Below are 23,087 nucleotides of genomic sequence, written 5' to 3' on the forward strand. Positions count from 1 at the left end.
GTGGCCTCGGCATGCTCCGAGGTCTCGATGAGCGAGTCGATGGCTTCCTCGCGCACGACCGCGGCTTTCTCAGTAGAGTCGGACTCACAGTTCATTCGGCCCGAAGGAGAACCGCGTCCATGTCCGCATCATCTGCCTCATCATCCTCAGCTGTCCCCGATTTCCGCACCGAGGCTCAGGATCTGCAAGACGATCTTGTGACACTGCGTCGCGCCCTGCACGCCAACCCAGAGCTCGGCTACCAACTGCCCTTCACCCAGAAGACCGTCCTCGAAGAACTCGCCGACCTGGGCCTCGAAATCACCACCGGAGAGTCGCTGACCTCGATCGTCGCCGTGCTCAAGGGCGGACGTCCCGGACCTGCGGTGCTGCTGCGGGGGGACATGGATGCCCTGCCCGTCGCTGAGGACACCGGACTCGACTACGCCTCGACGAACGGCAACATGCACGCTTGTGGCCATGACATGCACACTGCTGGCCTCGTCGGTGCCGCTCGTCTGCTCGCCGCGCACCGTGACGAGCTGCCCGGGTCCATCGTGTTCATGTTCCAGCCGGCCGAGGAAGTCGAAGGAGGCGCCGAGCCGATGATCGCCGAGGGCCTCCTCGAGGCGGCAGGCGTGCCCCTTGTCGCTGCGTACGGAATCCACGTCGAAGCCGACGAGCGAGGACGGTTCACCACCAAGGGCGGGCCGCTCATGGCTGGGTTCGCCGACCTCAACCTGAAGGTCCACGGCGCCGGGGGCCACAGCTCCCAGCCGCAGGCCACCCGCGACCCCGTGCCCGCCGTCGCTGAGATCGCGCTCGCCCTGAACACGATGGTGTCCCGGTCATTCGACATCTTCGATCCGGTCGTCGTCTCCGTGACGCAGTTGGAAGGCTCGCAGGCCAGCAACATCATTCCTGACACCGCGAAGCTCACCGCCTCTGTCCGCTACCTCTCGGCCGACTCGATCGCTCTGCTGCAGGAGCGTGTGCCTGAGATTGCCGAGAGCATCGCCCGGGCACACCGGTGCACCGCCGAGGTGGACTTCCGGATCGGCTTCCCTGTGACCGTGAATAACCCCGCCGAGACAAGCACGGTCATCGACCGCCTCAGCGAGGTCTTCGGAGCCGAGCACGTCGAGGAGATGGCCGCGCCGCGGATGGGATCCGAAGACTTCTCCTATGTGCTTCAGAACGTGCCGGGCACGTTCGTGTTCCTCGGAGCCACTCCAGAGGGCGTGGACCCGAACGCGGAGACGAACCATTCGCCCCGGGTCGTTTTCGACGATGGGCTGCTTGGTGATCAGGCCGCAGCCCTGGCCTACCTGGCGTTCGCGCGGTTGGTGGATGAGCTGGGCTGAGGATGACGTTGGGCCCGCTGCTGGTGCAGCGGGCCCAGCTCGACGGAGACTGGTGGCGTCGTACCTGCGAAGTTAGTCGCTGATCATCCCGTGGGGATCGAGGACGAACTTCTTGGCCACACCTGAGTCGAAGTCGGCGTAGCCCTGCGGGGCATCGTCGAGGGCGATCGGGGTGGCGTTGACGTTCTTGGCGATCGTGACCTTGTCGTTGAGGATCGCGTGCATCAGGCCACGGTTGTACTTCATGACCGGGCATTGGCCGGTGACGAAGACATGTGACTTTGCGAAGCCGAGCCCGAAGCGCATCGACAGTGATCCCTGCTGAGCCGCTTCGTCGGCCGCACCTGGGTCGCCGGTGACGTAGAGGCCCGGGATGCCCAGGCTGCCGCCTGCACGGGTGATGTCCATGAGCGAGTTGAGCACGGTCGCCGGGGCTTCCGTAGCCGCATCCTTACCGTGGCCGCGGGCCTCGAAGCCCACCGCGTCGATGCCGCAGTCGACCTCGGGAGTGCCGAGGATCTGCTCGATCTGATCCTTCGGGTCACCCTTGGACACATCGACGGTCTCGCAACCGAAGGCACGCGCCTGAGCTAGGGCATGTCTCCTTTATTGGCGGAGCCATGTCAGGATCGCGCTGATCACGACGGCCGCTCGATAGGTGATGGCGAGCTTGTCGTATCTCGTCGCTAACCCCCGCCATTGCTTGACGTAGGCAAACGAACGCTCCACCACGTTGCGGTTCCGGTAGACACCGGCGTCGAACGCCGGCGGCCGCCCACCTTTGCTACCGCGCTTCTTACGAGTCGCGATCTGGTCTTTCTTCTCCGGGATCACCGCCCGAATACCACGCGAACGCAGATAGTCGCGGTTGGCTCTGGACCCATACGCTCGATCCGCCAGAACAGCGTCCGGACACGTGCGAGGACGACCACCGCCGACCCGCGGTACTCGAATGTCAGCCAGCACCTGCGGCAGGATCACCCCGTCGTGGCGCTGTCCGCCGGTGACCACGACAGCCAAAGGCCGGCCTTTGCCGTCGACGGCATGATGGATCTTCGTCGTCAGCCCACCACGTGAGCGACCGATGCCGTGCCCGGCGGGTTCACATTCCGAATCAGGCAGATTTTTGTAATTCGACGTAGCCCCCTGTGTCCTGATCGAGGCGTGTCGTGTTCGTCGCGTGCTGGTGAGCACGATTGATGGTGCCATCGACGGAGATGTTCCAATCGATGTCACCGGCAGCATCAGCATCGGAAAGCACCCGAGCTAAGACTCGGTCCCAGGTGCCGTCGGCGGCGTAGCGGCGGTGACGTTTCCATACTGTCTGCCACGGCCCGAAATGCTCGCGCGGCAGGTCACGCCAGGCGATGCCAGCGCGGTAGCGGTAGACGATTCCTTCGACGATTCGCCGGTTGTTCTCAAACGGTCGGGCTCTTTTGCCGACGTTTGAGGGCAGGAGTGGTTCGATCTTCTCCCACTGCTCATCAGTGAAGACTCGGTGTCGTTGCTGTGTAGTCACGTCTCCACCGTGCCAGTCCTGGAATGGTCAATAAAGGAGACACGCCCTAGTCGTGTAATAGCAACATCCGTCTTGACGCTCTCCACGCTTCTGCTTGCAACCGCGATCCCTCAGGCCGCACAGGCGGATCCTGCCGACGATTGCACAGGCGCGATCGATGCAGCAGAACTCGCTGACTCAACTTGCGCGCAAGAAGGAGACGTCCTGCTCCTTGACGATGGCCGAGAGATGACAATTCCAGCGCTGGGAGAAACTGTCGAGTCCAGCGTGGTTTCAGTCGAAGGCGAACCGGAGACACCTGATGCCTCAGTCTCGAACAACACCAAGGGAATCGTGGTCGACATCGGCGGCGAATGGTCCGGTAATCGAGCGGCCGTGACCATGCAGAAGCAAATCGAAGCGGAAAAAGCTGAAACCATCGCACCAGACGGTGTGAGTATCCAGGCTAGCTGCTCGAGCAGCGCATATAAGCTCAACGGGTGGAGGCAGCCAGCTACCTTCAATTGGTACTACAACTCAAAGAATGCCAAAGCATCGAGCCTTGCAGCGTTTAAGGCTGGCGCGAAGACGTGGACGGGGACCATCAAGCGCTGCGGGAAGACGATCAACTCAGGTGCGAAACAGTCATATGTTGACGGAACGTCGAAAACGCCGGCGGTGACGGCAAAGAACGGCTGCGGAAAGCGTGACTCGAGAAACGTTGTCGGTTGGGGTTCGGCGACTTCCAGTAATCTCGCAACGACCTGCACGTGGTCAAACAATTTCGGTGATGCACTTGAATCTGACCAACGCTACTCCACGAAAAAGGCATGGTCGGCAGCGAGCAAATGCTCGGGCAGCAAGTTTGACGTTCGCGGAGTCGCCACCCATGAGTTCGGACATACCTTCGGCCTCGGCCACGTTGCGATGTCGACTAAACAGGTAATGAAGCCTCAATCGAATACATGTGAAACTTCGCAGCGCACCCTTGGCAAGGGTGATGTAGCTGGAATCAATCTCATCTACTAGGAGCACCTGTGAAGCATGTTTTTACTCGAACTGCGGTGGTTCTCTCTGCGGTACTGACACTAGGCTTCACGGTTGCCTGCAGCTCTGAGCCGGAGGGAGGCCAGGTGGTTTCGTGCGGGGCATATGCACAAGATCCTGATGTTGAAGCTTTAATCGATGAGTCAGTTGCAGTCATCGTCGGGGACCTCAATGAGGCCGGTGAGAGTTCGGCAGAAACTCACGTAAAGGATGTTTTCAAGGGAACGATAAACCCAGGTGACACGATCACTTTCTCGTGGGACAACGCTTGCGGAAGCCCAACGGACTTTCTCACCGCACCCCCCGAGGACAAGGAAGAATTCGTATATTTCCTCGGTATGCAGGGAGAGCAGTACACGCTCGTAGACGGCGCTTACGGCATGTTTAATGCATCCGATGCTCTACTCGGTGAAGTCTCTACCGCAACTCGCAAGTGAGCACGAGTCTATAAACATCCCGTCCGTGTCGACGATGCGGAGGGGGCCGCCAACAAGGACGAAGCAGCTAACGATGGATGTCTATCGGGTATGCGAGCTCACAAATCTGCTAAACGGTTGGCTGCGTTCGCTGACAGATCTGTCCAGCCCAGCACCGCTTTGACTCTTGCCTAGTACTACTAAGACCTACCATTTGGTGTGCGGGTGAGGCGAATACCGAACTTCACCACCGCGGCGCCGACAAACCCAACTACACCCAGGACCGTCGCAATGACACCAACCCCCACCAATGCATCCTGCGCAGGACTGATTTGCAGAGTTGTACCATCAACGAGAGCGATGAACCCCGAGATAGCGATACCGACCACAGCGGCACATGTGACCTGACTTGCACAGTTTTAGTGTCCCGCCCCAGGCCCAGAGTTTTCGACATTGCTGACGAGCTCTGCGGCTTGCGGAGGGACATCCGGTGGGAACACGAGTTCGTGCCCATCGATCTCGCCCACGAACTCACGCAACGGCCGCAACGTGGTAATGATCTTCTGCAACGACAACCCTGTCGCTTCCTGCATGAACCTCGCGACCGCCAAAGCAGTGAACACCACCGTCAGGTGCGCCTCGATCGCGTCTCGCGTGCGATGGAAGATCGGGCGGGCCCGGAGAGCTGTCTTCGACATCCGAAAAGACTGCTCGACATGCCATAGATCGTGATAGGAACCGACAACCTCGCGGGCGGTCATGACTCTTCTTTCGATGTTGGTGACGTAGCCTTTCCACCCGGCCAGGCCCACCGCTTTGTCGTAGCTGGACTCGTCGAAGACCTTCTGCGATCCCTTGATTTTCACGAACCGTGCGGCCTTCGGTTTCGATTCCCCGTCGATGATCCTCATCGCCCGATTCCGTTGTAGATTCAGTGTCTCTCTGTCCCGCACGGCGCGTTTGCGCCGGTATTGCCACACTGCCCGCCACGCCTTCGGATGCTTAACCGGTGACCACACGGGCTCAGCACGAGTCAGCGTCCGGTTCTTGTCCAACCCGACTGTGGTCCTTGGCGTCAGCGTATCGACGAGCTGCCCATCATCAGTGTTTGTCCCGTTCCAGGTGAAGAACGTCGCCAGATCATTCGGTGCCTTCGTCTGCCGCGACCCGACGATGAACCGCAGCCCGGCATCATCAATGGCTTTCAGGTTCGCAGCTGAGAGCATTCCGGCATCAGCGACGATGACCATATCGGTGACCCCGTGGCGGTCTTGGAAACCCTTGACGATCGGGATCATCGTGAACGTTTCTGCTTTGTTGCCTTCGAAGCACCCGATCTCTAACGGGAACCCGGTCCGATCGACGAGGAGGCCAACAACGATCTGCGGGTCGACTCGGCGTTCTTTCGAGTACCCGACCTTGCGCAGGCTGTCTTCCTTCTCTGCTTCGAAGTACAGGGTGGTGACATCGTAGAGAATCAATGAGATCCCTGTCGTGGCGACTGAGTAGTCGAAACATTTGCCGGCAATCATGGATCGGTAGTCGTCATCGATGACGCGTTTGAGGCAGGCAGAGAACGTGTTGCGGTGTTTCGTTTCAGCACCGAGCTCGTTCAGGACGCGGATGCTGTCGGATTTCGATGTAGGTTCGACAAGTCTGGCGAGGACGAGCTGGAAGAACGCATTGTCATCGACGACATCGAATCCGAGTCGGTTGTAGGCGGTGTGGATCGTGTCGATGAGCAGACGTGATGTCGATCCCTTTACCCGCCTACGCGATGTTGTCGAGACGTTGCTGCCGGTGTCGAGGTCGAGTGCCAGCTGCCCGGTGGACTCGTTGATTTTCTCGCGGCCGGCTTCTTCAAGTGCTGCGAGTTGGGCTGGGGTGTGGGCGGAGCCGAGGTGTTCGATGACGGTGAGTTTGCCGTGGCGTTTCGTCACGATCTGGACCGCGGTTGCCCCGGACGCGGTCGGGACTTTCCTTAGTCGCAGGCTCATGTACCTATTCTACGGACCCATTTAGTGTCCCGAATCAGGAACTGACGGCACGGTCACCAGCATAAACGCCAGTCGAAACCCGAAACTCGTCCCCAACTGTGCAAGTCAGGAGACCTACCATTTGGTGTGCGGGTGAGGCGAATACCGAACTTCACCACCGCGGCGCCGACAAACCCAACTACACCCAGGACCGTCGCAATGACACCAACCCCCACCAATGCATCCTGCGCAGGACTGATTTGCAGAGTTGTACCATCAACGAGAGCGATGAACCCCGAGATAGCGATACCGACCACAGCGGCACATGTGAGCGCCGCGAGTAGCAGGGCCGTCCCTATGGTGTTTAGCTGGCGCAGCTGGTCACGGCCTCTGGCCGGCCAAGGCCGTTGGTTCAAGACCGAGATAATGAAACTCGTGGCGATGATTGTGAGAGCGACTCCGAAACCGAAAAGAGTCCACATGGTTGAGAAGGCAGCAAGGCCTGCCACGAAGCCAGCTAACAGCGTGCACAGGCCCGCAATGATCAGCACGACGGATAAACGGTCGCTACTCACGAATCTTGCTTTCTGGAAACCTGCCTGCGCATGAGATCGAGCATCTCTTTGCGGTCAGCTTCCTGCCGCTTGAGGTACTTGGTGATCCAGACAGTCGCAACTACGATGCCCGCTACGATGACGAGAAAGACAAACACGGGCAGAAGTGTCATCAGCATGCCAAGGACGCCAAAGCTCGATTCAACGAATCCAAAGTCTTCCATATGCTCGATCCTTTCGGCGCATCTGCGGGCTCTGCCTCATTAGTTGAAAGCGATAAGGCCCATTCTATAGTCTGCGCAAACATCGTATAGGCACGATAGAAGAGGTGCATTGCCGAGATTCAGTGGCGCAACGCCGGGCAGTCAATCCGCTTTCGAAACCGTCGAAAGCGGACGCAGGCCCCTTCGGGAACACGTATTTCTTGCCTTCACCTGCACAAAGTGTCCTGCGGGCGGTCACTTTCCGCCGCGAGCGTTCAATCGTGATCGCGACAATTCCCGTCACGGCCCTGACTCTACGACGAGTGTGCCAAGATCGGCATATGAATGGTTCCAAACCAGATTCCTCTTTGCTATCGCTACCGGCAACGAATAGCACCCGTTCGATCGGTTTCAATACGCTCATTGTTGCCTTCGCCGGGCATCTCATTGCCTGGACTGGCTACGTGGCGATGCATATCTCCGACGAGAGCTTCTACTTGCCTCAGCCCTGGATGATAAGCCTCTCAGGCTTCTTACTGACAGTGGTTGCAACATTCTGCGCAGTCATCATCGGACGGGCTCTCCCCCGCTCTTTCAGGCCCTGGTTCATGATCATCAGTCTCATCGTTCTGATTGGGTCAGGGGTCAGCGAAATAGTCGGGCTGGTATTTTACTCCATGAATACTCCTCCCAGCGGTGTTGTGGACATTGTGGCTAACTCGCTGGCAGTTCTGCCATTCATCGGAGAGCTCGCCTATCCGTTCGTGCTCTCCGGCGTAATCATGTGGGCCGTACGAGTTCCCAACATTGAGCATCAAACAACGCCGCGTACCCGCATCGGTTCAGGTCGTGGCGATCCCGCGTTCGCAACGACTGCGTTCGTCATCTACGCTTCGACACTGGCGACGGGCCTCGCAGTGACCATGTTTCTCATCGTCACTTTCTTCGCTCCCGTGGCCCCTATCAGTGATGAGGGATGGGACACGGAGTTCCTCTGGCTGACAGCAGCCGGGATCGTTGGAGCGATCGGCCTCACTGGCGTTCTCCGTCGACTCTCGACCACGCCCGTGTCAACGACTGTTTCAACGACACTCGCAACGCTCAGCCTCTTCGCTCTGGTCTTCGCCCACCAGTTAAGCAGCCTCTCAGTTGCTCAGGCCGTTTACTCCGACTCGGTCGGAATCGGCGGGACGCTTGTGTGGGTGTTCGCCGCGTTCATGTTCCCCCTCACCGCCGTACTTTTTCTACTGATGGTCCTAATCATCAAGATCCGGTCCCGCAATAAGTGACCCCGCACAAGCTCGGGACGTCTCTGAGACGGGATACGAGGACGGGAGCCAAATAGATTCGGGAGAGCACCATCGATGACACGCGAACTCGCCCTGCAACTTCGCCCGCTATGCGAGCACTACTGCCTTTCGATGTCGACCGACGAGAGGTGAACCGAATGCCAGAATTACCCCCGCGCCCGCCATCGCTGCGCCGACTGCCACGTTCCTTTTCGCGTCGGCACGACATCGAACGATTCCATCCGACAACGGATATCCGTTCGCTTCGGTGATTCGCATAGCGTTGAGACCCGAAGGGCAGGCCCACAGTGCCTCACTGTCCCTATAAGCTCCGGAGCCCAACTGGACCCAGAATCCCCCGGCGATCAGGCCGACTGAGGCGACACCGAGGAGAGTGAGCGACAACCACGCGTGTTGCCTTATCACGATGATGGTCAGGAACCAGACCGCGATGGCGGCACCAACGACGAACCAGCCGAGTAGCACCCACTCCACCCACTGCACATCTTCCATGTGATACAGCTCTACCGATTCGTCAGTGGCTATGATCATCACGTGCACCGAGTCACCATTGCTCACCGCGAACCTCCCTTATACCCCTGCCGTAATAGTCTGATCTCAATATGCCACACCGGCCTCAACGATCCGTGGCACACACTCACAACACTGCGACGAACGAGCGACGGAGGCAGTCGACAGTTCACACAACGACGGCGCCGCCCTTGTCGATAAGAATGACTATTATCCGCAGACGAAACCCGTGATCAGAGACATCGGTCATGCCGCCAGCACACCTGAGAGAGGAGAACGAATTTTGATTCCGGAATCCAAAGGCGCGAAGATCGCCTACATTGCAGTAGCGTCCGTGTCTACACTCCTTGTCGGCTTCTGCATTTTCGTATGGTTGTGGGCAGGCACGATCGAGGATGGTTGGATAAACGCCTATGCGGCAGCGGTCGTGGTTTCGGTGGTCTGTGTTCCGATTGCCCTTGTACCGCTTGGTTGGTCCTTGGGGCTCTCATTCGTTCGGGCAGCTGAAAAGAGAAAGTCCCAGCGTAATCAGACGAAGCCGCGCGCAGAGTTGTGTTCTATGAACTCGCCAATCGAGATTCGATTCTTTCCCGACTGGGGGCGGAAGGAACCGCTGTGGAGCCATGACACCGACGACATTGCAGTGGGGACTTCAGACCTCCCAATTTCAGCGGACCTGGCCGACGATCTCCATGCTTACATGGAGTTCTGGAGCTCTCACTTCAACCCCGTCGTCGATTACCCAGATTCGGGGTGGGACTGCGAAGATAATCACCAATGGTTTATCGATGAGGGCAACCGCCTTATCCGAGAATTGTCTAGCGAACTCGAAGGCAGGGCAACCATCTCTGACGAGCGGGACCCCGACGACCGCTAGGGGTCCCACTTAGCGAAAATAGTTCCCGAATCTATGTCTATCGGGTATACCCTCTTACCGAATCTGTCTATGGCCTGGGCCAAGGTTCGAACAAAACCGTCAAGGACGACACCGCCTTGACGCTGGAAACTGGCCCTCTCTATCTACGACGCCGGTTTCAGTAGCTGTCTGCGCAAACGTCGAGACCCACACGCGCAGAGGCGAGGCCACACTATGCGTGGCCTCGCCCTCGGCTGGAGCGCACCGCCACAGGTGCAGAATCCGGCTATCCCTCGGATTCTTCCTCAGTGTCAGCCTGGGACTGCAACTCAACAAGTTCATCCGCACACCGACTCAGCTCGCCTGCAACCTCAGCCAGTGGTCCTCGTGCCAGCTCGACGAGTTTCATCGCGTAACGCCTATTAAAACTCGTATCAGGACTATTCGCGTCGCCCTCTGCGTATGTGAGGGTGTCCGCAATCTCTTCAAGACTCGACGCCGCGAGCCGGAGCATCCGCTCCCAGCTACGATCTTGGGCGTGTGGCAACCACACCAGACCTAGGGAATAGAGCCCATCGAGTCTTTCCGCTGCAACGAACCGTTCAACTGTTGATAAACGATCCAGCCATGCGCTGATGAACCTGTCGCACAGCTCGGAATGATCAAACTGCAGATCGGGCTTATTATTGTACAAGGTCTCGGCCACGTCAGTGATCGACATGCGCTCAGCGATAGCCAATGCCTGCGTTAGATCATCGTCCTTCGACTCCAGTATCGCTGCGGCCAGCTTCTTCCTACTTGAGAGGGTATCCCCACCATCCATTACTAATCTGACCTCCCTTCTTCGCACAGGTCACCACAATGTACTTCCCCTTATAGGGCATAGCCGCTTGGCGGCCTGATCCCTTTTTATATGTTGAGTGTTTGCCGTTGGCCATTGCGCGGGACATGAGATTCGCGATTTTCCCCCGCGACGTGGCACCAATCTTGTCTCAGTTGTGCCTCTTCGCCCGGATATGCTTCCACTTGTTCGCGTTCTGCTTCAACAAGTACTTCGACGCAGCCTGCTTGATCTTCGACTTCCCTATTTGCTTGATCGCTGCTTTAATCCCGACACGAGCGAGGAGGCCAAGAACCCACAGAATCGGGAATGCCTGCGCATTCACCTGGGCAGAAGAAACCTCAATGGTTTCTCCTGACTGAGCATCTTCGAGAGTTGCAGCGAAGGCTTCATCACCTAAATAGGTGAAATCACGGACGAGTAGTTCGCTTTCAATGTCTTCACCATCGACGACTGCTTCAACCGTCACCGACTGGATCAGCTCATCAAGAGGAGCATCGGAATCCGTGGCGACATCCACACGCGAATCAATACCTTCAGCCTCAACCGAGGTGGAGACTGTGCCACCGACCGCGTCGACGTCTACAGTCGTATCTAGGTTGTCGCCGCCCTCATCAAGCGACTCAACACCTGAGGTCGCCTCATCAGGATCAACAGAGACACTATGTGTGCTGACGCTTGGTACTTCGGTTGGCTCGTCGGCCGCGACCGGTGAAATATTTGCCGTCGACAGCCCCACCGCTAACGCGGTCACCGCTGCAACAGCAGCAACGCTCTTCCTTAAAGAGACTTGCATTCCCTCGGATCCTTTCCTTGTTCTTCAATGGATTCTTCTATCGCTTGATCGACAGGAGTGTTCCTGCGGGTCTGATCACGAGTGTGTGGAGCAATCAGTGGCCAGCACGCGGCAATCTTTCCCGCAGCAATCGCTGTTGCAGGAGACGTCCCTGAATACGGCTGGGCCCCACCTCCCGGGCTCTCAACGCGGATCTCCTCACCGGAAGCAAGGAGATTCGTGGCTCGAATATTCGTGAATCTCAGGCGGCGGCCTGATTTGTTCAGTGCCCCCACTGAGATCACTCCCTCATATTGGGCTGGGTATGAGGCGAAATCTCCAATACCGTTCCCGGCAGCGGAAAAGATGGTCACGCCATCGTTTTGAGCTTGACGGACCGCTTCCTTCAGCTCTGGCACGTCCATTTCGGTCCCGAGCGCGGCGACGATCATATCCACATCTTGTTGCGTCGCAGTCGTGATCCCAGTCGCCAAGTCTTCAACTTCCCCGACACCAGAAACATCAAGAGCCGGGACATCGACGATCTCGATCGTCGGAGATCGTGTAGATGGTTTTGCTGACGCGCTTTCAACCATGATCGCGGCCATGGCTGACCCGTGTTCGCTCACTCTCGACGGGGCGCCCGGCACCGAACGAACCTCGATCTTCGCCTTATTCAATGCTGGGTAGGTGGGATCAATTCCTCCATCGATGATTGCGACCCGAACCTTCGAAACAGTTTCTACTGGCGTGAAAACGATGAAAATGGCGACCATGGCGAAAACGATGACGACGACTGCCACCAGGGCACGCTGGACCCACCGGCGGGGATAAACGGGGGCCAGGGCCATCCGGGAGTCTTCTCGCATGGTCTCGCAGTCTGTGAAGAAAGGTGGGGACGATCTTTCATGGGGATAAGCCGTCCTTAAACCTAACAATCCCTGAGTTGGCTTCCGGGGTCGCTCGTGTGAAAGCAATCAAACCGTTACCTGCCGCAGGTCCGGGCATACAGTGTGGGCGCCGCGGGCGCCTCGCACGAAAGTATGAAATTTCGAGACAACTTCGGCCCAGCAGGCCGGATGAGTGCGATCATGTCAATCGAGTATCCCTGCTCACCGAATCTGTCCACTGATTGGGGTTAGGTGCGAACAGAACTGTCGAAGTTCGCACGGGATTGACACTCGAAGGCCGCGGACTCTGCATCTGCAGCGTGTCTCCCTGGTGGCCGAGCCGACATATTGCCGTGGTTTAATGGACTTTCCAGATCCGGCTTGGAATGACGGACCATGCAAGTACGTGTCATCATTCGCTTGTGAAGTACCGGAACATCATTGCGGTATGAGCGCGAGACCATGAGGAGACGGTCACATCGATGGGAAGCAGATACTTCAGCCATACAGAAGAGTTCTTCGTCGAAGCTGACCCCGAAGCAGTCTGGAGGGTTCTCGCCGATCCGACTGCTCTTGCTGGATCACACCCGATTGAAGTGAAGCCTGAGGGTCACATAGCATTGACCGCAGGTGACCGTTGGATTGAATCGCATCGGCAGTGCGGATGTGGAGGCGACGATGTCATATGGACAACACTGGTTGCTGAGAACCCAACAACTTACGTGAAGCGCGGCAGGCAAGCCGGGACTACAATGACCGACACGGTGCGCCTCCGACCAAAGGGATCCGGCTGCATCCTCCGAAACCGCCTGGCCTTCTCCCCAAGCTTTGTCGGCAGGTTCCCAGAAAAACTCGTAACCTGGAGGCGGATCGCGACGGGAAAGCTCCCAAAAATGGTTGTTACTGAGGAATTTCTCGACCGCTTTGCTTGTATTCTGAGCGAGCATCTTGGATGCAGGGTCACCCGCTTGTGAATCTTCCTTGTTGACGTGCAAATATCACCTTGTTGCTCCACAGGTACGGGAAAACTAGAGTAGCTACGATGGAAGCCCGTAGGCCGTAGCAGATCCTAAACTCGCGCTGGGGAAGCACTACAACATCAATAAGCCTTCCGCCCGATCGCAAATCAACTGTCCAAAGCGACGATGATGGCGAGGAGGAGCATGCTTCGTAGTAGCAACCGTGCGCTTACGATCGCGAGCACAGTATCTAAAGATTTCTGTCAAAGGAGTATACCCCTTTGACATTCAAGATCTCGACCGGAAGAATGTGTGAGCTTCAGCGGTAAATGGCGGTGTTCTGTCAGCGTATTTTGGCGGCAGTGCTCTCACCGCCCGCTCGCATCGCACGATGCTTTGCAGGTTTCATCAGTCATAGAACAACAAGCGATACCGCTATTACGAGTTGTCAGGCCGTTATCGCGATAGCGCCTTCGCTTGAAGCAGCGCGAACCCCGGAACTATGGGTGACGAAGCAGGTGGTGAGTGTCCGTTTCCCCGACCTCAGCGAAGCCTTCACGTTCGTACAATCGCTTTGCTCTGGCATTCACTTTGTGAACCTGAAGCATCGTTCCATGGCCAGCCTTTGCAGACTGTTCAACCACCCAACTGAGGATGGCGGCACCGACGCCTTGACCCTGACTATCCGGAGCAACTTCCATGAGCTCTAGCCACGTGTCTTCCTCGCGCCTTCCCAGATACAGCGCGCCGACGTCCACGCCGTCTAACCCAAGCACGAACACCTCATGTTCCTCAACAAGCGGGCGGAAAAACTCTTGCTGCTGTACAGCGATCCACGGACCATAGGCCGCTTCCACCAATTCCTTGTGAGCGTCTTCATGAAGCTGGAACAACCAAGCTTCGTCCTTGTACGTAGCCGCGCGGGTCGAAATCGTCATCTATCCATTCTGCTACAAAGCGGACACCAAACCTGTGAGGTTCAGCGATAAGTGGCGGTGCTTTTCCATTGCACAGTGGCGATGCAGATGATTTAGGGGCTCGGCATGTCCTGGTATGTTGCGAGCATGAGTGATCAGCAGCATCAGCGTTGGCAACGAGGCGACAGAATTTTCTGGACTTACCGCGACCCAGACTTTCCCGGACTCGTGGATCAACGGCCAGTAACTGTAATCGCTGATGATGATCAGCACCTTGCCGTGTGGATGGCCGCGGGGACACGAATGCTCTATCAAGTCAGTGCTGATGGGCAGGACCTGCGCTCCCTCAGCGGGACAGATCGCTTCACCGCCCCACGAGCCCAAGCAGTCAGAAACTGGGTAGGCTCCGGGATACTTGCAGTCTTCCAGCCAAACACCATGTACTCTGTCTGGTTCTTCGAGACAAAGGCGGGAATCCGTAACTCCTATTACGTGAACATCGAAGAAGAATTCACACGGTCGGATTCCGGCATCGAAACCTCAGACCTCGTGCTCGACGTTCTCGTCAGCCCTGATCGCATCTACGCTTTCAAAGACGAAGATGAACTTGAGCTCGCCCACCGCGCCGGGGTGTTCTCGACAGCCAAGGTGGAGCAGATCAGACAAGTGGCACAGCAAGCCGTGAAAGATGTCGAGCACTGGGAATTCCCGTTCAACGCCGGATACGAGGGCTTTCAGCCGGACCCCGATTGGACCGTGCCTACTTTGCCTGCCGATGCCAACTGGGAGTTTGAAGATGTCGCAGGAGGAGACTAAGTGGGAGACTGTTGATCGCCGCCAGATTCACCAAGGGCGTGTAGTGCTTTTCGAGCACACCGTTACTCTCCCCGACGGTTCGCAAACTCACTACGAGGTCGACGAGAGTGTTCCATTCGCGGCCGCGGTTCTTGTCGTTAACGGCGATCACGTATTGGTCACTCGGCAGTATCGTTACCCGATAGATCGCTGGATCTTCGATCTACCTGCCGGTGGAGCCGAAGATGGCGAGGAGCCGATAGACACGGCCCGTCGCGAACTTGAGGAAGAAGCGGGGATTGTGCCGACAAGCTTGATGTCCCTCCATACCTTCTTCTTGAACCCTGGCCGGGCAAGCTGGCCCGTGCACCTCTTCTTTTCGTCAGAGGCAACGATAAAGGGGACCGCAGCTCGAGACGATCCGGCGGAGCAGGTTAGCGCTGTTTGGCTACGTGTAGAGGAGCTGGATTCGATGATCACAAAAGGTGAAATCGTCGATCCAACGCTGATCATTGCGCGGACGATGGCCGCAAGTCGCGGACTTATGTCGCCTCTTAAACCTTTAGTTTAGTAAGACTGCCGATCGGTTTGGCCGTGGCAAATTTTGCGTGTGAGCTTCAGCAGTAAATGGCGGTCTTCTGACAACACTCAGTGGCGGTGCTAACCTCATTGCCTACGTGTTCGAGTTCTAGCCGCAAGGAGTCTCCCATGCCATGACTTTTGAGGCGGGTAGGTTGTGAGACGCACTGTAGAGACTCCTGCAAGACTGCTCGACTAGTCCTGAAGACTAACGTCAGCCTTGCCAGCACCCCGGCTTAATGGCGTAGAAGGCGGTATTCTCTCTAGTGGCCGCCGCCGAGGCCGCCGGTGAGTCGAGCGTGGAACGCAGTCGTGTAGTCGTTCATGCCCACAAACTCGACAGCCTTACCGTGGTGTGCGTATTTCGTCTCGATCGTATCGAGTGCGGCGACAGTTGACGCGTCCCAAATGTGAGATTTCGTGAGATCGATGATCACCCGATCCGGATCGGCAGCATATTCAAACAGTGTGGTCAGGTCATTGCTGGAGGCGAAAAGTAGCTGTCCTTCGACTGTATAGTGAGCGACCTGCAGCCCGTCCTGTTCCTGGATCTCCCGGCGAACGTCGATGAGGTGGGCAACGCGACGGACGAACATCACCGAGGCCACGAACACACCGACAACGACGCCGATGGCGAGGTTGTGAGTCGCGACGACCACAGCGACGGTGATGACCATGACAGCGGTTTCGCTTTTGGGCATTCTCTTGAGGGTGGAGAGCTTGATCGAGTGCCAGTCGAAGGTTCCGACCGAGACCATGATCATCACAGCAACCAGCGCGGCCATCGGGATGATCGCCACGACGTCGCCAAAGGCGACGATGAGGATCAGCAAGAACATTCCTGCCAGGAATGTTGATATGCGGGTACGGGCACCGGAGGCTTTGACGTTGATCATGGTCTGCCCGATCATGGCGCAGCCACCCATGCCGCCGAAGAATCCCGAGAGAATGTTCGCCACTCCCTGGCCCCAACCTTCACGAGTCTTGTTTGAGTGCGAGTCGGTGACATCGTCGACAAGCTTGGCCGTCATCAGGGACTCCATGAGTCCAACGAGGGCCATCGCCAGAGAGTAAGGGGCGATGATTGTCAGCGTCTCCCATGTCAGTGGAACGTTCGGGACGAACAGTTCGGGCAGGCTCCGTGGGAGTTCGCCTTGGTCGCCGACAGCGGGGATATTGATTGCGAAGACTATGACTGCGACAGTGACGATGATGATCGAGACCAGCGGAGCCGGGACGACTTTGGTGATCTTTGGCATGAAGATCATGATGACTAAGCCGACTGCGACGAGCGGGTAAACCATCCAGGGCACACCGATGAGCTGCGGGAGCTGAGCTGTGAAGATGAGGATCGCTAGAGCGTTGACGAAGCCAACCATGACACTGCGCGGGATGAACCGCATGTGTTTCGCCGCGCCGAAGACAGCGAGCACGATCTGTAGCACCCCGGCGAGCAGCACGGTGGCGATGAAGTAATCCAATCCGTATTCACGGGCCACGGGTGCGATGACGAGCGCGATCGCACCGGTGGCGGCGGTGATCATCGCGGGGCGTCCGCCGACGAAGGCGATAGTGACGGCCATAATGAACGAGGAGAACAGGCCGACCTTTGGATCGACGCCGGCGATGATTGAAAACGAGATCGCCTCCGGAATCAGTGCCAGCGCGACGACTAGTCCCGCGAGGACTTCCCGAGTGAGGATGCGTGGGGTCTTCAGTGCGGTTATCACTGAGGGGTCGGGGTGGTATCGACTTCGGTCGTCGGCGGTCGTACTTGCAGTCGTCATTTAATGAGTCTCCAAGGTTAGGAGTGGGTCGAGTGTGACACCATCGAAGATTGAGCGCGCATTTCTGCGCGAGTCCGGCGGGCCCCTTTCTGGGGCCTGGAAACCAGGAGGCCACCGCACAATTGTGTGGGCACTAAAATTGACTCTAACGTAACGTAAGAGTTGATGCGAATTGAGGAGGGTCTGCCGCCATGCCTGAGGCAGGGATGATGCACATTGGAGAATTGGCTGAGCGCACAGGGTTGTCTTTGCGAACAATTCGCCACTATGACCAGATCGGCCTGTTGACCCCGTCCGGACGGTCGGAAGGTGGTTTCCGCCTCTATACCGAGGACGATCATGACCAGCTCATGCTCATCCGCCGAATGAAGCCGCTGGGGTATTCGCTGGAGCAGATGGGGAATCTTTTGAGGGCACTGGAGAGTGTTCGCAGTGGTGATTCTTCAAGCGCCGATGGAGAAGATGCGATGACGCAATTTCTCGACGACGCGAACGAACGACGGGAAAAGCTCGCTCAGCAACTTGCTGCAGCGGATGAGTTCATCGATCAGCTTCGCTCGAGGATTATTCCGTAATCGAAGCAAAGCTGTGCGATGTAGAGATGACCAGCGAGCAGGAGGCCGTCAGCGACGATTGCTACGAGGATCTCCAACGGCAAGGAGACACTATCAAGTCTCATTTGCTAGCGATGTGGGCTCCTACGTCAGCAGTGCGAGGACAACTCCACCAGCAGCCCCAACAACGACAACCATCCATGGCGGAAGCTTCCAGGCGATGAGTAGCACGAAGCAGACGAGACCAAGAGCAAATGGGCCCTGCCCGGTCACTGCCGTAGAGAACACCGGCTGATAGAGAGCGGCCGCGAGAATCCCAACCACCGCAGCATTTGCCCCACTCATCACGGCCTGGGACCACGCCCGCTGACGCAGAACATTCCAGAACGGCAGCACACCAACCAGCAGCAAAAACCCCGGTAGAAACACGGCCGCAAGAGCAACACCCGCACCGAGGACACCACCAGGGCCAACATCTGAGATCGCCCCCAGGTACGCCGCGAAGGTAAACAATGGACCGGGAACGGCCTGTGCGACACCATATCCGGCGAGGAACTGCTGGTCACTGACCCACCCTGTGTCGACGACACCGGCCTGGAGCAGTGGCAACACGACATGTCCTCCACCGAAGACCAACGCGCCGGCTCGGTAGAACGCATCGAAGACCGCCAGGCTCGACGATCCCGTCGCAGCCACGACTAGGGGCAGGCCAAAAAGTAGCGTCATGAATATTACTAAGCTGGTGATTCCTACGCGGCGTTTGACTGGGAAGTGCAACACACCCCCAGTCGCTCCACTGCTCTTACGACACAGCAGATAACCGGCAATAGCGCCGAGTGCGATGGCAGTGATTTGCCCGAATGCCCCGGGGATGAGCAGGGCTGCGGCCGCGGCAACTGCAGCGATCGATGCGCGTTGTTTGTCCGGAGTGAGGTTTCTGGCCATGCCGAGGACAGCTTGGGCGACGATAGCGACGGCGACGATCTTGAGGCCGTTGAGTAGACCTTCGCCCACGGGCCCGGTAAACAGGGCCGCACCATAGGCGAATACCACCATGATCACAGCAGATGGAACAGTGAAAGCGAGGAAAGCCGCCAATGCCCCCAGGGCCCCGGCGCGGTGCATGCCGATTGCGAATCCCACCTGGCTGGAGGCCGGGCCGGGAAGGAACTGGCACAGGGTGACCAGATCGGCATATTCCTGTTCGTCTAACCATTTTCGCCGCTCGACAGCTTCAGTGCGGAAATAGCCCAAGTGTGCGATTGGTCCGCCGAAGGATGTGAGACCAAGGCGAAGGAAGATGCGGAACACTTCCCAGGCAGAGCCCTGTCCTTTCAAGTGGGTGGGGGTGGTGTCAGTCATTTCCAGGCTCCTTCCGGATGAAGATTTGAACGCGTTCTTGTGCCAGAGCCAGTCCTTCGCGACCTTTTGCTGTGGCTGAGTAGAATTTGCGGACAGTGCGGCCATCGCGCTCGGATCGGACGGTGAGGTAGCCGTTATCGACCATGCGATGGAGCATCGGATACAGGGTGCCAGGCGAGAGTCGATAGCCGTGGGTCGCTAGTTCGTCGATCATCCACGTGCCGTAGATCTCTTCTTGGGCTGCATGATGAAGGACGTGCATCTGTACGAGTCCGGACAGTAAGTCACGGTGTTCGAGTTGCGCAGACTCGGGTTCAACAGGTTCCATTTCAGTATCTTAGAACGATAACGAAGACAGATAGTGAAGTTCGAGTGAACGCAGACTCGGACCGAGAGTTCAAAGCCTCTCTGTCACCGGAGTGTTGTGTCCTTACTGCATAGCAGTGTGGGCAGTGATGGTCCCCGTCTTTTGGGCTCCTCTACCCGGAACCTGTCGTCATTGAGCATGAGGCGACAGCGAATCACTCGACTAAACGAATGCCGAGGCGAGATGCTGCCTGGTTAGTTCGTGCGCATCTTCGCGCTAATCGGCATTCGGTTCGAGGCGCGGTCGTCTCTCATGAGCTACTCAATGCGATGAGTCGTTACCGCCCCCGTAGTCTCGGCGACTACGTTCTGCCCGGGAGGAGACTTGGCCAGTAGATCCTTCTCGCATTTAGTCGCCTTTTCAGGCTCTACAACTACCGCCATGCGTCACTGAAACTCACAGCCACGAACATGTCGGGCCAGGTGTCCCAGTTCCTTGGTAGTGGGACACCGAAGACGAGCAACCTCATCGATCGGGCCAGAACCTGATTTTCCATCCCATAAGTAAGGCCCAGAACAACGTCCCATACATTCCGTACAGACACGAAGATTGGTACGCTGGGCGCATGGAATTGGGGTACGCGCGGGTTTCGACGGTCAAACAAGACTTGGATCGACAGATCGATGCTCTGACCCAGACCGGAATCGCGGCCGAACGGATCTATGTGGACAAAAAGTCCGGGTCCACGGTCGACCGCCCCGGGCTGCGTGCAGTCATGGAATATGCCCGCGACGGTGACGTCATCGTCGTCCACACTCTCGATCGGCTTGGGCGAACGGTGCGCGATACTCTGAACCTGATTCATGACCTCTCCGAACGCAACATCGGTGTGCGCAACCTCGCCGACCCGATCAGAGTGGACTCGTCGAACCCGGATGATCCGATGGCGCAGCTATCGGTCGTGCTACTGGCGTTGTTCGGACAGATGGAACGCACATACACCCTGGAGCGTGCCGCCCACGCTCGAGCGGTAGCGACCGCGAAGGGCCGACGCATCGGACGGCCATCAGTGGTGGATCCGGACAAACTGGCCTACGCCGAGCACCTGCGCACGACCGGACACACTATCGCCGAGATCGTGGCCAAAACCGGGATTACCCGTACCAGCCTGTATCGGCACCTGCCACCGCGTCCTCCCGAAGCGGTGACAGTCGCGCCGGAGACTGCCGCCGATCCCGGTCCCGAGACCTAATCCTGGACCGGTGATCGTCATGGCGCAGAGGACCCCAGAGGAGAGGCTGGCTCTGCTGCGCCAGCACGATGACGGTGTCCCTTGGACACGGATCGCGGCCGAATCAGGAGTACCGGTGCGAACGTTGTCACGCTGGGCCGCGAAGTATGGTGCTTTCCCGACGTCCAATGGCCTGCAGCGCCTCCGGCGAGCTGACAACGGCACGAGGCGAATACTGCCCGAGATTGTGGAGATGATCGAAGCTCTGGCGCTTCGTTGCCCCGAGCCCTCAGTCGCGTTTGTTCATCGCCGAGTCAGCGGCATAGCTGCCGATCGGGGACTGCCCGCGCCAAGCTACTCCAGCGTCCGGGGGATCATTGGTGCCATCGACCCGGGCCTGCGCACACTCGCCCAGCACGGCGATGCCGCCTACCGGGACCAGTTCGAATTGGTTTTCCGCCGCACCACATTGAACCCGAACGAACAGTGGCAAGCCGACCACACGCTCTTAGACGTTGCAGTACTCGACCAAGCTGGCGTGCCGGTTCGGCCGTGGTTGACGGTGCTGCTGGATGACTACTCCCGCGCAGTCGCCGGCTACACCCTTTTCCTGGGTGCCCCATCAGCCGAACAGACAGCTCTGGCACTACACCAAGCGGTCAATCAGAAGACGAATCCTGCCTGGCCGGTCTGCGGCCTGCCAGATGTGCTCTATTCCGATCACGGCTCGGACTTCACCTCCGTCCGCCTCGAACGGGTTTGCCTGGACACGCAGATACAGCTCATCCACTCACGCATCGGCGTTCCGCAGGGGCGAGGGAAGATCGAGCGGTTCTATGGCTCCATCACCACCGAGCTCTTGCCGCACCTACCCGGGTATATCCCGCACGGAACGAACGGAGAACCTCTCACGGACCCGGCGCTCAGTCTTGAGCAACTCGACGCGATCCTGGAAAGATTCATTGTCACCGAATACAACCAGCGCCCACACTCCGAAACCCACCAAGCCCCCGTCCACCGCTGGGCAGCTTCCGGCTTCATACCGCGAGCCCCAGTACGGCCGGAGGATTTGGACCTACTTCTGCTGACTGCGGCGACTACAAGGAAGGTCCAACGCGACGGGATTCAGTTCTCCTCCACCCGGTATGTGTCCCCGGTGCTGGCCGCCTACGTCGGTGAACAGGTAACTATCCGGTTCGACCCGCGCGATGTCGGCGAGATCCGCGTCTATTTCAATGATGATTACCTCTGCCGCGCGATCGCTCCCGAGCTCGCCGCCGAGTCCGTCTCGCTGCGAGAGCTGCAGGCTGCCCGGTCGCAACGTCGCCGTGACCTCAAGCGACAGCTGCGCCACCGCCGCAGCCTCGCCGACGCGCTGCCGATTGACAACCGTTACGTCCCGCCTGAACCAACCGAAGCGGAACCGGTCGGCGGCGACGAAGTCCCACCACGACACGGATTGCGACTCTATGCCACCGACTGACCCGAAACACAGTCTCCTCAGCAAGGACGATGACGGAAGCCGATTCCTTTTCGGCGATTTCGGGGAGATCAACTCCAGCGCCCCGCCACGGCCCGATTTGCCACCGTTCCAGACGACTCATGAGCATCGCCGCTTCGCCGAGTTCGCTGACGCGGTGCGCACTCATCGCTATATTGGCCTGTGCTGGGGGCCACCGGGGGTCGGCAAGACACTCTCCGCCCGGCACTATTCCGGAGTCGATGACTGGGAACAATGGGAATCCTTTTTCTCCGACACCCTCGGCCCTGTGCCGGAACGTGTTCTCGAGGCCCGCACTGCGTTTTTCACTCCCACGGTCGTGGCCACCCCGAAACAAATAGACCAGGGCCTGCCACGAGCATGTCAACGCATCTCCTACGCCGTCGATTTCGCCGAGCACGGCATCGTCGACCCCTACGTCCATACCGAGTCCCGTTCCAGCGGACGCACCGAGCTGCTCATCATTGACGAAGCCGACCGTCTTAAGGCCACCGGCTTTGAGCAAGTCCGTGACTACTTCGACCATCACCATATGGGCGTCATCCTCATTGGTATGCCGGGCATCGAGAAACGCCTCGCCCGCTACCCGCAGCTCTACAGCCGTATCGGCTTCGCTCACGAGTACCGCCAGTTGAGCGCGGACGAACTCACCGCAGTCCTGGCCAGACGACTTCCAGCTGAGGGCGAGGCAACCGATGGTGGCGTCGCCCACGCAACCGCGATCGCGACTATCGTCCGGATCACCGCAGGCAACTTCCGCCTCGTCGACCGTTTACTCACCCAGATCGAGCGCGTGCAGACCGTGAACGACCTCAACGAGTTGACGCCCGAGGTTGTAGAGGCAGCTCGGCAGGCTCTCCTCATCGGCCACTAAAC

24 protein-coding genes and 1 pseudogene are annotated in these 23,087 nt (G+C 58.2%); 12 read left to right on the top strand and 13 right to left on the bottom strand.

All coding sequences use genetic code 11. From position 1 onward, the window contains the following. Window positions 1–119: 119 nt before the first annotated feature. On the top strand, window positions 120–1,343 hold the full coding sequence (locus CXR25_RS00950; RefSeq protein WP_009882081.1) for a M20 metallopeptidase family protein: 1,224 nt from the start codon (window positions 120–122) through the stop codon (window positions 1,341–1,343). Window positions 1,344–1,415: 72 nt separating this feature from the next. On the opposite strand, the pseudogene CXR25_RS00955 reads toward CXR25_RS00950, so the two are convergent. Both CXR25_RS00955 and CXR25_RS00960 read right to left on the bottom strand, forming a co-directional pair. Next, window positions 1,416–1,937 (bottom strand): annotated as a pseudogene (locus CXR25_RS00955) (MDR/zinc-dependent alcohol dehydrogenase-like family protein); the annotation flags it as partial. A 12-nt stretch (window positions 1,938–1,949) separates the two neighbouring features. Then, window positions 1,950–2,862, bottom strand: a protein-coding gene (locus CXR25_RS00960) for an IS5 family transposase (RefSeq protein WP_236850497.1) whose coding sequence is annotated in 2 segments (ribosomal slippage) — window positions 1,950–2,489 and window positions 2,491–2,862 — 912 coding nt in all. Because the reading frame shifts where the segments join, the coding sequence is not laid out codon by codon here. A gap of 72 nt (window positions 2,863–2,934) precedes the next feature. Here CXR25_RS00960 and CXR25_RS00965 point away from each other — a divergent pair. Together CXR25_RS00965 and CXR25_RS00970 are read left to right on the top strand one after the other, a co-directional pair. After that, the gene (locus CXR25_RS00965) at window positions 2,935–3,870 is read left to right on the top strand and encodes a matrixin family metalloprotease (RefSeq protein ID WP_101556112.1); all 936 of its coding nucleotides are present in this window, start codon (window positions 2,935–2,937) and stop codon (window positions 3,868–3,870) included. Window positions 3,871–3,878: 8 nt separating this feature from the next. Next, complete coding sequence (locus CXR25_RS00970) at window positions 3,879–4,325, top strand: hypothetical protein (RefSeq protein ID WP_114355012.1); 447 nt, start codon at window positions 3,879–3,881, stop codon at window positions 4,323–4,325. 398 nt (window positions 4,326–4,723) lie between these two features. On the opposite strand, the gene CXR25_RS00980 is transcribed toward CXR25_RS00970, so the two are convergent. From CXR25_RS00980 to CXR25_RS00990, 3 genes are read right to left on the bottom strand one after another with little or no spacing between them, the layout of a single operon-like run. Continuing rightward, window positions 4,724–6,301, bottom strand: coding sequence for an IS1634 family transposase (locus CXR25_RS00980; protein WP_069599196.1), 1,578 nt, complete (start codon window positions 6,299–6,301; stop codon window positions 4,724–4,726). Window positions 6,302–6,354: 53 nt separating this feature from the next. Beyond that, window positions 6,355–6,855: a hypothetical protein gene (locus CXR25_RS00985; protein WP_069599197.1), complete on the bottom strand. Its 501-nt coding sequence runs from the start codon at window positions 6,853–6,855 to the stop codon at window positions 6,355–6,357. Further along, window positions 6,852–7,058, bottom strand: coding sequence for a hypothetical protein (locus CXR25_RS00990; protein WP_069599198.1), 207 nt, complete (start codon window positions 7,056–7,058; stop codon window positions 6,852–6,854). The genes CXR25_RS00985 and CXR25_RS00990 overlap by 4 nt, the downstream gene beginning before the upstream one ends. Window positions 7,059–7,501: 443 nt before the next feature. Here CXR25_RS00990 and CXR25_RS00995 point away from each other — a divergent pair, with 443 nt between their 5' ends. Next, a complete protein-coding gene (locus CXR25_RS00995; RefSeq protein WP_125240290.1) occupies window positions 7,502–8,326 on the top strand; it encodes a hypothetical protein in 825 nt (274 codons plus the stop codon). 108 nt (window positions 8,327–8,434) lie between these two features. Here the strand turns inward: CXR25_RS00995 and CXR25_RS01000 are convergent, their stop codons facing one another. After that, window positions 8,435–8,905, bottom strand: coding sequence for a hypothetical protein (locus tag CXR25_RS01000; protein ID WP_069599200.1), 471 nt, complete (start codon window positions 8,903–8,905; stop codon window positions 8,435–8,437). A 181-nt stretch (window positions 8,906–9,086) separates the two neighbouring features. Between CXR25_RS01000 and CXR25_RS01005 the strand changes: the two genes are divergently transcribed. Beyond that, window positions 9,087–9,734, top strand: coding sequence for a hypothetical protein (locus tag CXR25_RS01005; protein WP_125240291.1), 648 nt, complete (start codon window positions 9,087–9,089; stop codon window positions 9,732–9,734). Between the two features lie 265 nt (window positions 9,735–9,999). Here the strand turns inward: CXR25_RS01005 and CXR25_RS01010 are convergent, their stop codons facing one another. The 3 genes from CXR25_RS01010 to CXR25_RS01025 form a co-directional block, all read right to left on the bottom strand. Beyond that, window positions 10,000–10,536: a hypothetical protein gene (locus CXR25_RS01010; RefSeq protein WP_069599202.1), complete on the bottom strand. Its 537-nt coding sequence runs from the start codon at window positions 10,534–10,536 to the stop codon at window positions 10,000–10,002. A 169-nt stretch (window positions 10,537–10,705) separates the two neighbouring features. Beyond that, window positions 10,706–11,350 (bottom strand): SAR2788 family putative toxin, encoded by a 645-nt coding sequence (locus CXR25_RS01020; protein WP_069599203.1) that lies wholly within the window; start codon window positions 11,348–11,350, stop codon window positions 10,706–10,708. Continuing rightward, window positions 11,335–12,132 (bottom strand): S8 family serine peptidase, encoded by a 798-nt coding sequence (locus tag CXR25_RS01025; RefSeq protein ID WP_164513914.1) that lies wholly within the window; start codon window positions 12,130–12,132, stop codon window positions 11,335–11,337. Before CXR25_RS01025 ends, CXR25_RS01020 begins: the two co-directional genes overlap by 16 nt. Window positions 12,133–12,701: 569 nt before the next feature. Here CXR25_RS01025 and CXR25_RS01030 point away from each other — a divergent pair. Beyond that, complete coding sequence (locus CXR25_RS01030; protein ID WP_083248606.1) at window positions 12,702–13,193, top strand: SRPBCC family protein; 492 nt, start codon at window positions 12,702–12,704, stop codon at window positions 13,191–13,193. A 485-nt stretch (window positions 13,194–13,678) separates the two neighbouring features. On the opposite strand, the gene CXR25_RS01035 is transcribed toward CXR25_RS01030, so the two are convergent. Then, window positions 13,679–14,116, bottom strand: coding sequence for a GNAT family N-acetyltransferase (locus CXR25_RS01035; RefSeq protein ID WP_069599205.1), 438 nt, complete (start codon window positions 14,114–14,116; stop codon window positions 13,679–13,681). 126 nt (window positions 14,117–14,242) lie between these two features. On the opposite strand from CXR25_RS01035, the gene CXR25_RS01040 reads away from it, so the two are divergent. Both CXR25_RS01040 and CXR25_RS01045 read left to right on the top strand, forming a co-directional pair. Continuing rightward, complete coding sequence (locus CXR25_RS01040) at window positions 14,243–14,911, top strand: ribonuclease FAU-1 family protein (RefSeq protein ID WP_069601218.1); 669 nt, start codon at window positions 14,243–14,245, stop codon at window positions 14,909–14,911. Then, window positions 14,892–15,461: an NUDIX hydrolase gene (locus tag CXR25_RS01045; RefSeq protein ID WP_125240294.1), complete on the top strand. Its 570-nt coding sequence runs from the start codon at window positions 14,892–14,894 to the stop codon at window positions 15,459–15,461. The genes CXR25_RS01040 and CXR25_RS01045 overlap by 20 nt, the downstream gene beginning before the upstream one ends. A gap of 271 nt (window positions 15,462–15,732) precedes the next feature. On the opposite strand, the gene CXR25_RS01050 is transcribed toward CXR25_RS01045, so the two are convergent. Next, entirely contained in the window at window positions 15,733–17,256 is a 1,524-nt protein-coding gene (locus CXR25_RS01050) for a SulP family inorganic anion transporter (RefSeq protein WP_125240295.1), read from the bottom strand. 191 nt (window positions 17,257–17,447) lie between these two features. Here CXR25_RS01050 and CXR25_RS01055 point away from each other — a divergent pair, with 191 nt between their 5' ends. Further along, window positions 17,448–17,831 (top strand): MerR family transcriptional regulator, encoded by a 384-nt coding sequence (locus CXR25_RS01055; protein WP_009883801.1) that lies wholly within the window; start codon window positions 17,448–17,450, stop codon window positions 17,829–17,831. 123 nt (window positions 17,832–17,954) lie between these two features. Here CXR25_RS01055 and chrA read toward each other — a convergent pair whose 3' ends face one another. After that, window positions 17,955–19,172: a chromate efflux transporter gene (gene chrA, locus CXR25_RS01060; protein WP_009883802.1), complete on the bottom strand. Its 1,218-nt coding sequence runs from the start codon at window positions 19,170–19,172 to the stop codon at window positions 17,955–17,957. Further along, window positions 19,165–19,500: a PadR family transcriptional regulator gene (locus CXR25_RS01065; protein WP_009883803.1), complete on the bottom strand. Its 336-nt coding sequence runs from the start codon at window positions 19,498–19,500 to the stop codon at window positions 19,165–19,167. Before CXR25_RS01065 ends, chrA begins: the two co-directional genes overlap by 8 nt. Window positions 19,501–20,104: 604 nt before the next feature. On the opposite strand from CXR25_RS01065, the gene CXR25_RS01070 reads away from it, so the two are divergent. Genes CXR25_RS01070 through CXR25_RS01080 form a run of 3 tightly spaced genes read left to right on the top strand, consistent with a single transcriptional unit; the run spans window position 20,105 to window position 23,085 of the window. Then, complete coding sequence (locus CXR25_RS01070; protein WP_009883804.1) at window positions 20,105–20,731, top strand: recombinase family protein; 627 nt, start codon at window positions 20,105–20,107, stop codon at window positions 20,729–20,731. Between the two features lie 19 nt (window positions 20,732–20,750). Next, window positions 20,751–22,193, top strand: coding sequence for a Mu transposase C-terminal domain-containing protein (locus tag CXR25_RS01075; RefSeq protein ID WP_050773396.1), 1,443 nt, complete (start codon window positions 20,751–20,753; stop codon window positions 22,191–22,193). After that, window positions 22,180–23,085, top strand: a complete 906-nt coding sequence (locus CXR25_RS01080) for an AAA family ATPase (RefSeq protein WP_009883806.1) — start codon at window positions 22,180–22,182, stop codon at window positions 23,083–23,085. The genes CXR25_RS01075 and CXR25_RS01080 overlap by 14 nt, the downstream gene beginning before the upstream one ends. Window positions 23,086–23,087: the final 2 nt, after the last annotated feature.

It is taken from the genome of Brevibacterium aurantiacum (genome assembly GCF_003932995.1).
In the GTDB taxonomy this organism is placed as follows: Bacteria; Actinomycetota; Actinomycetes; order Actinomycetales; family Brevibacteriaceae; genus Brevibacterium; species Brevibacterium aurantiacum.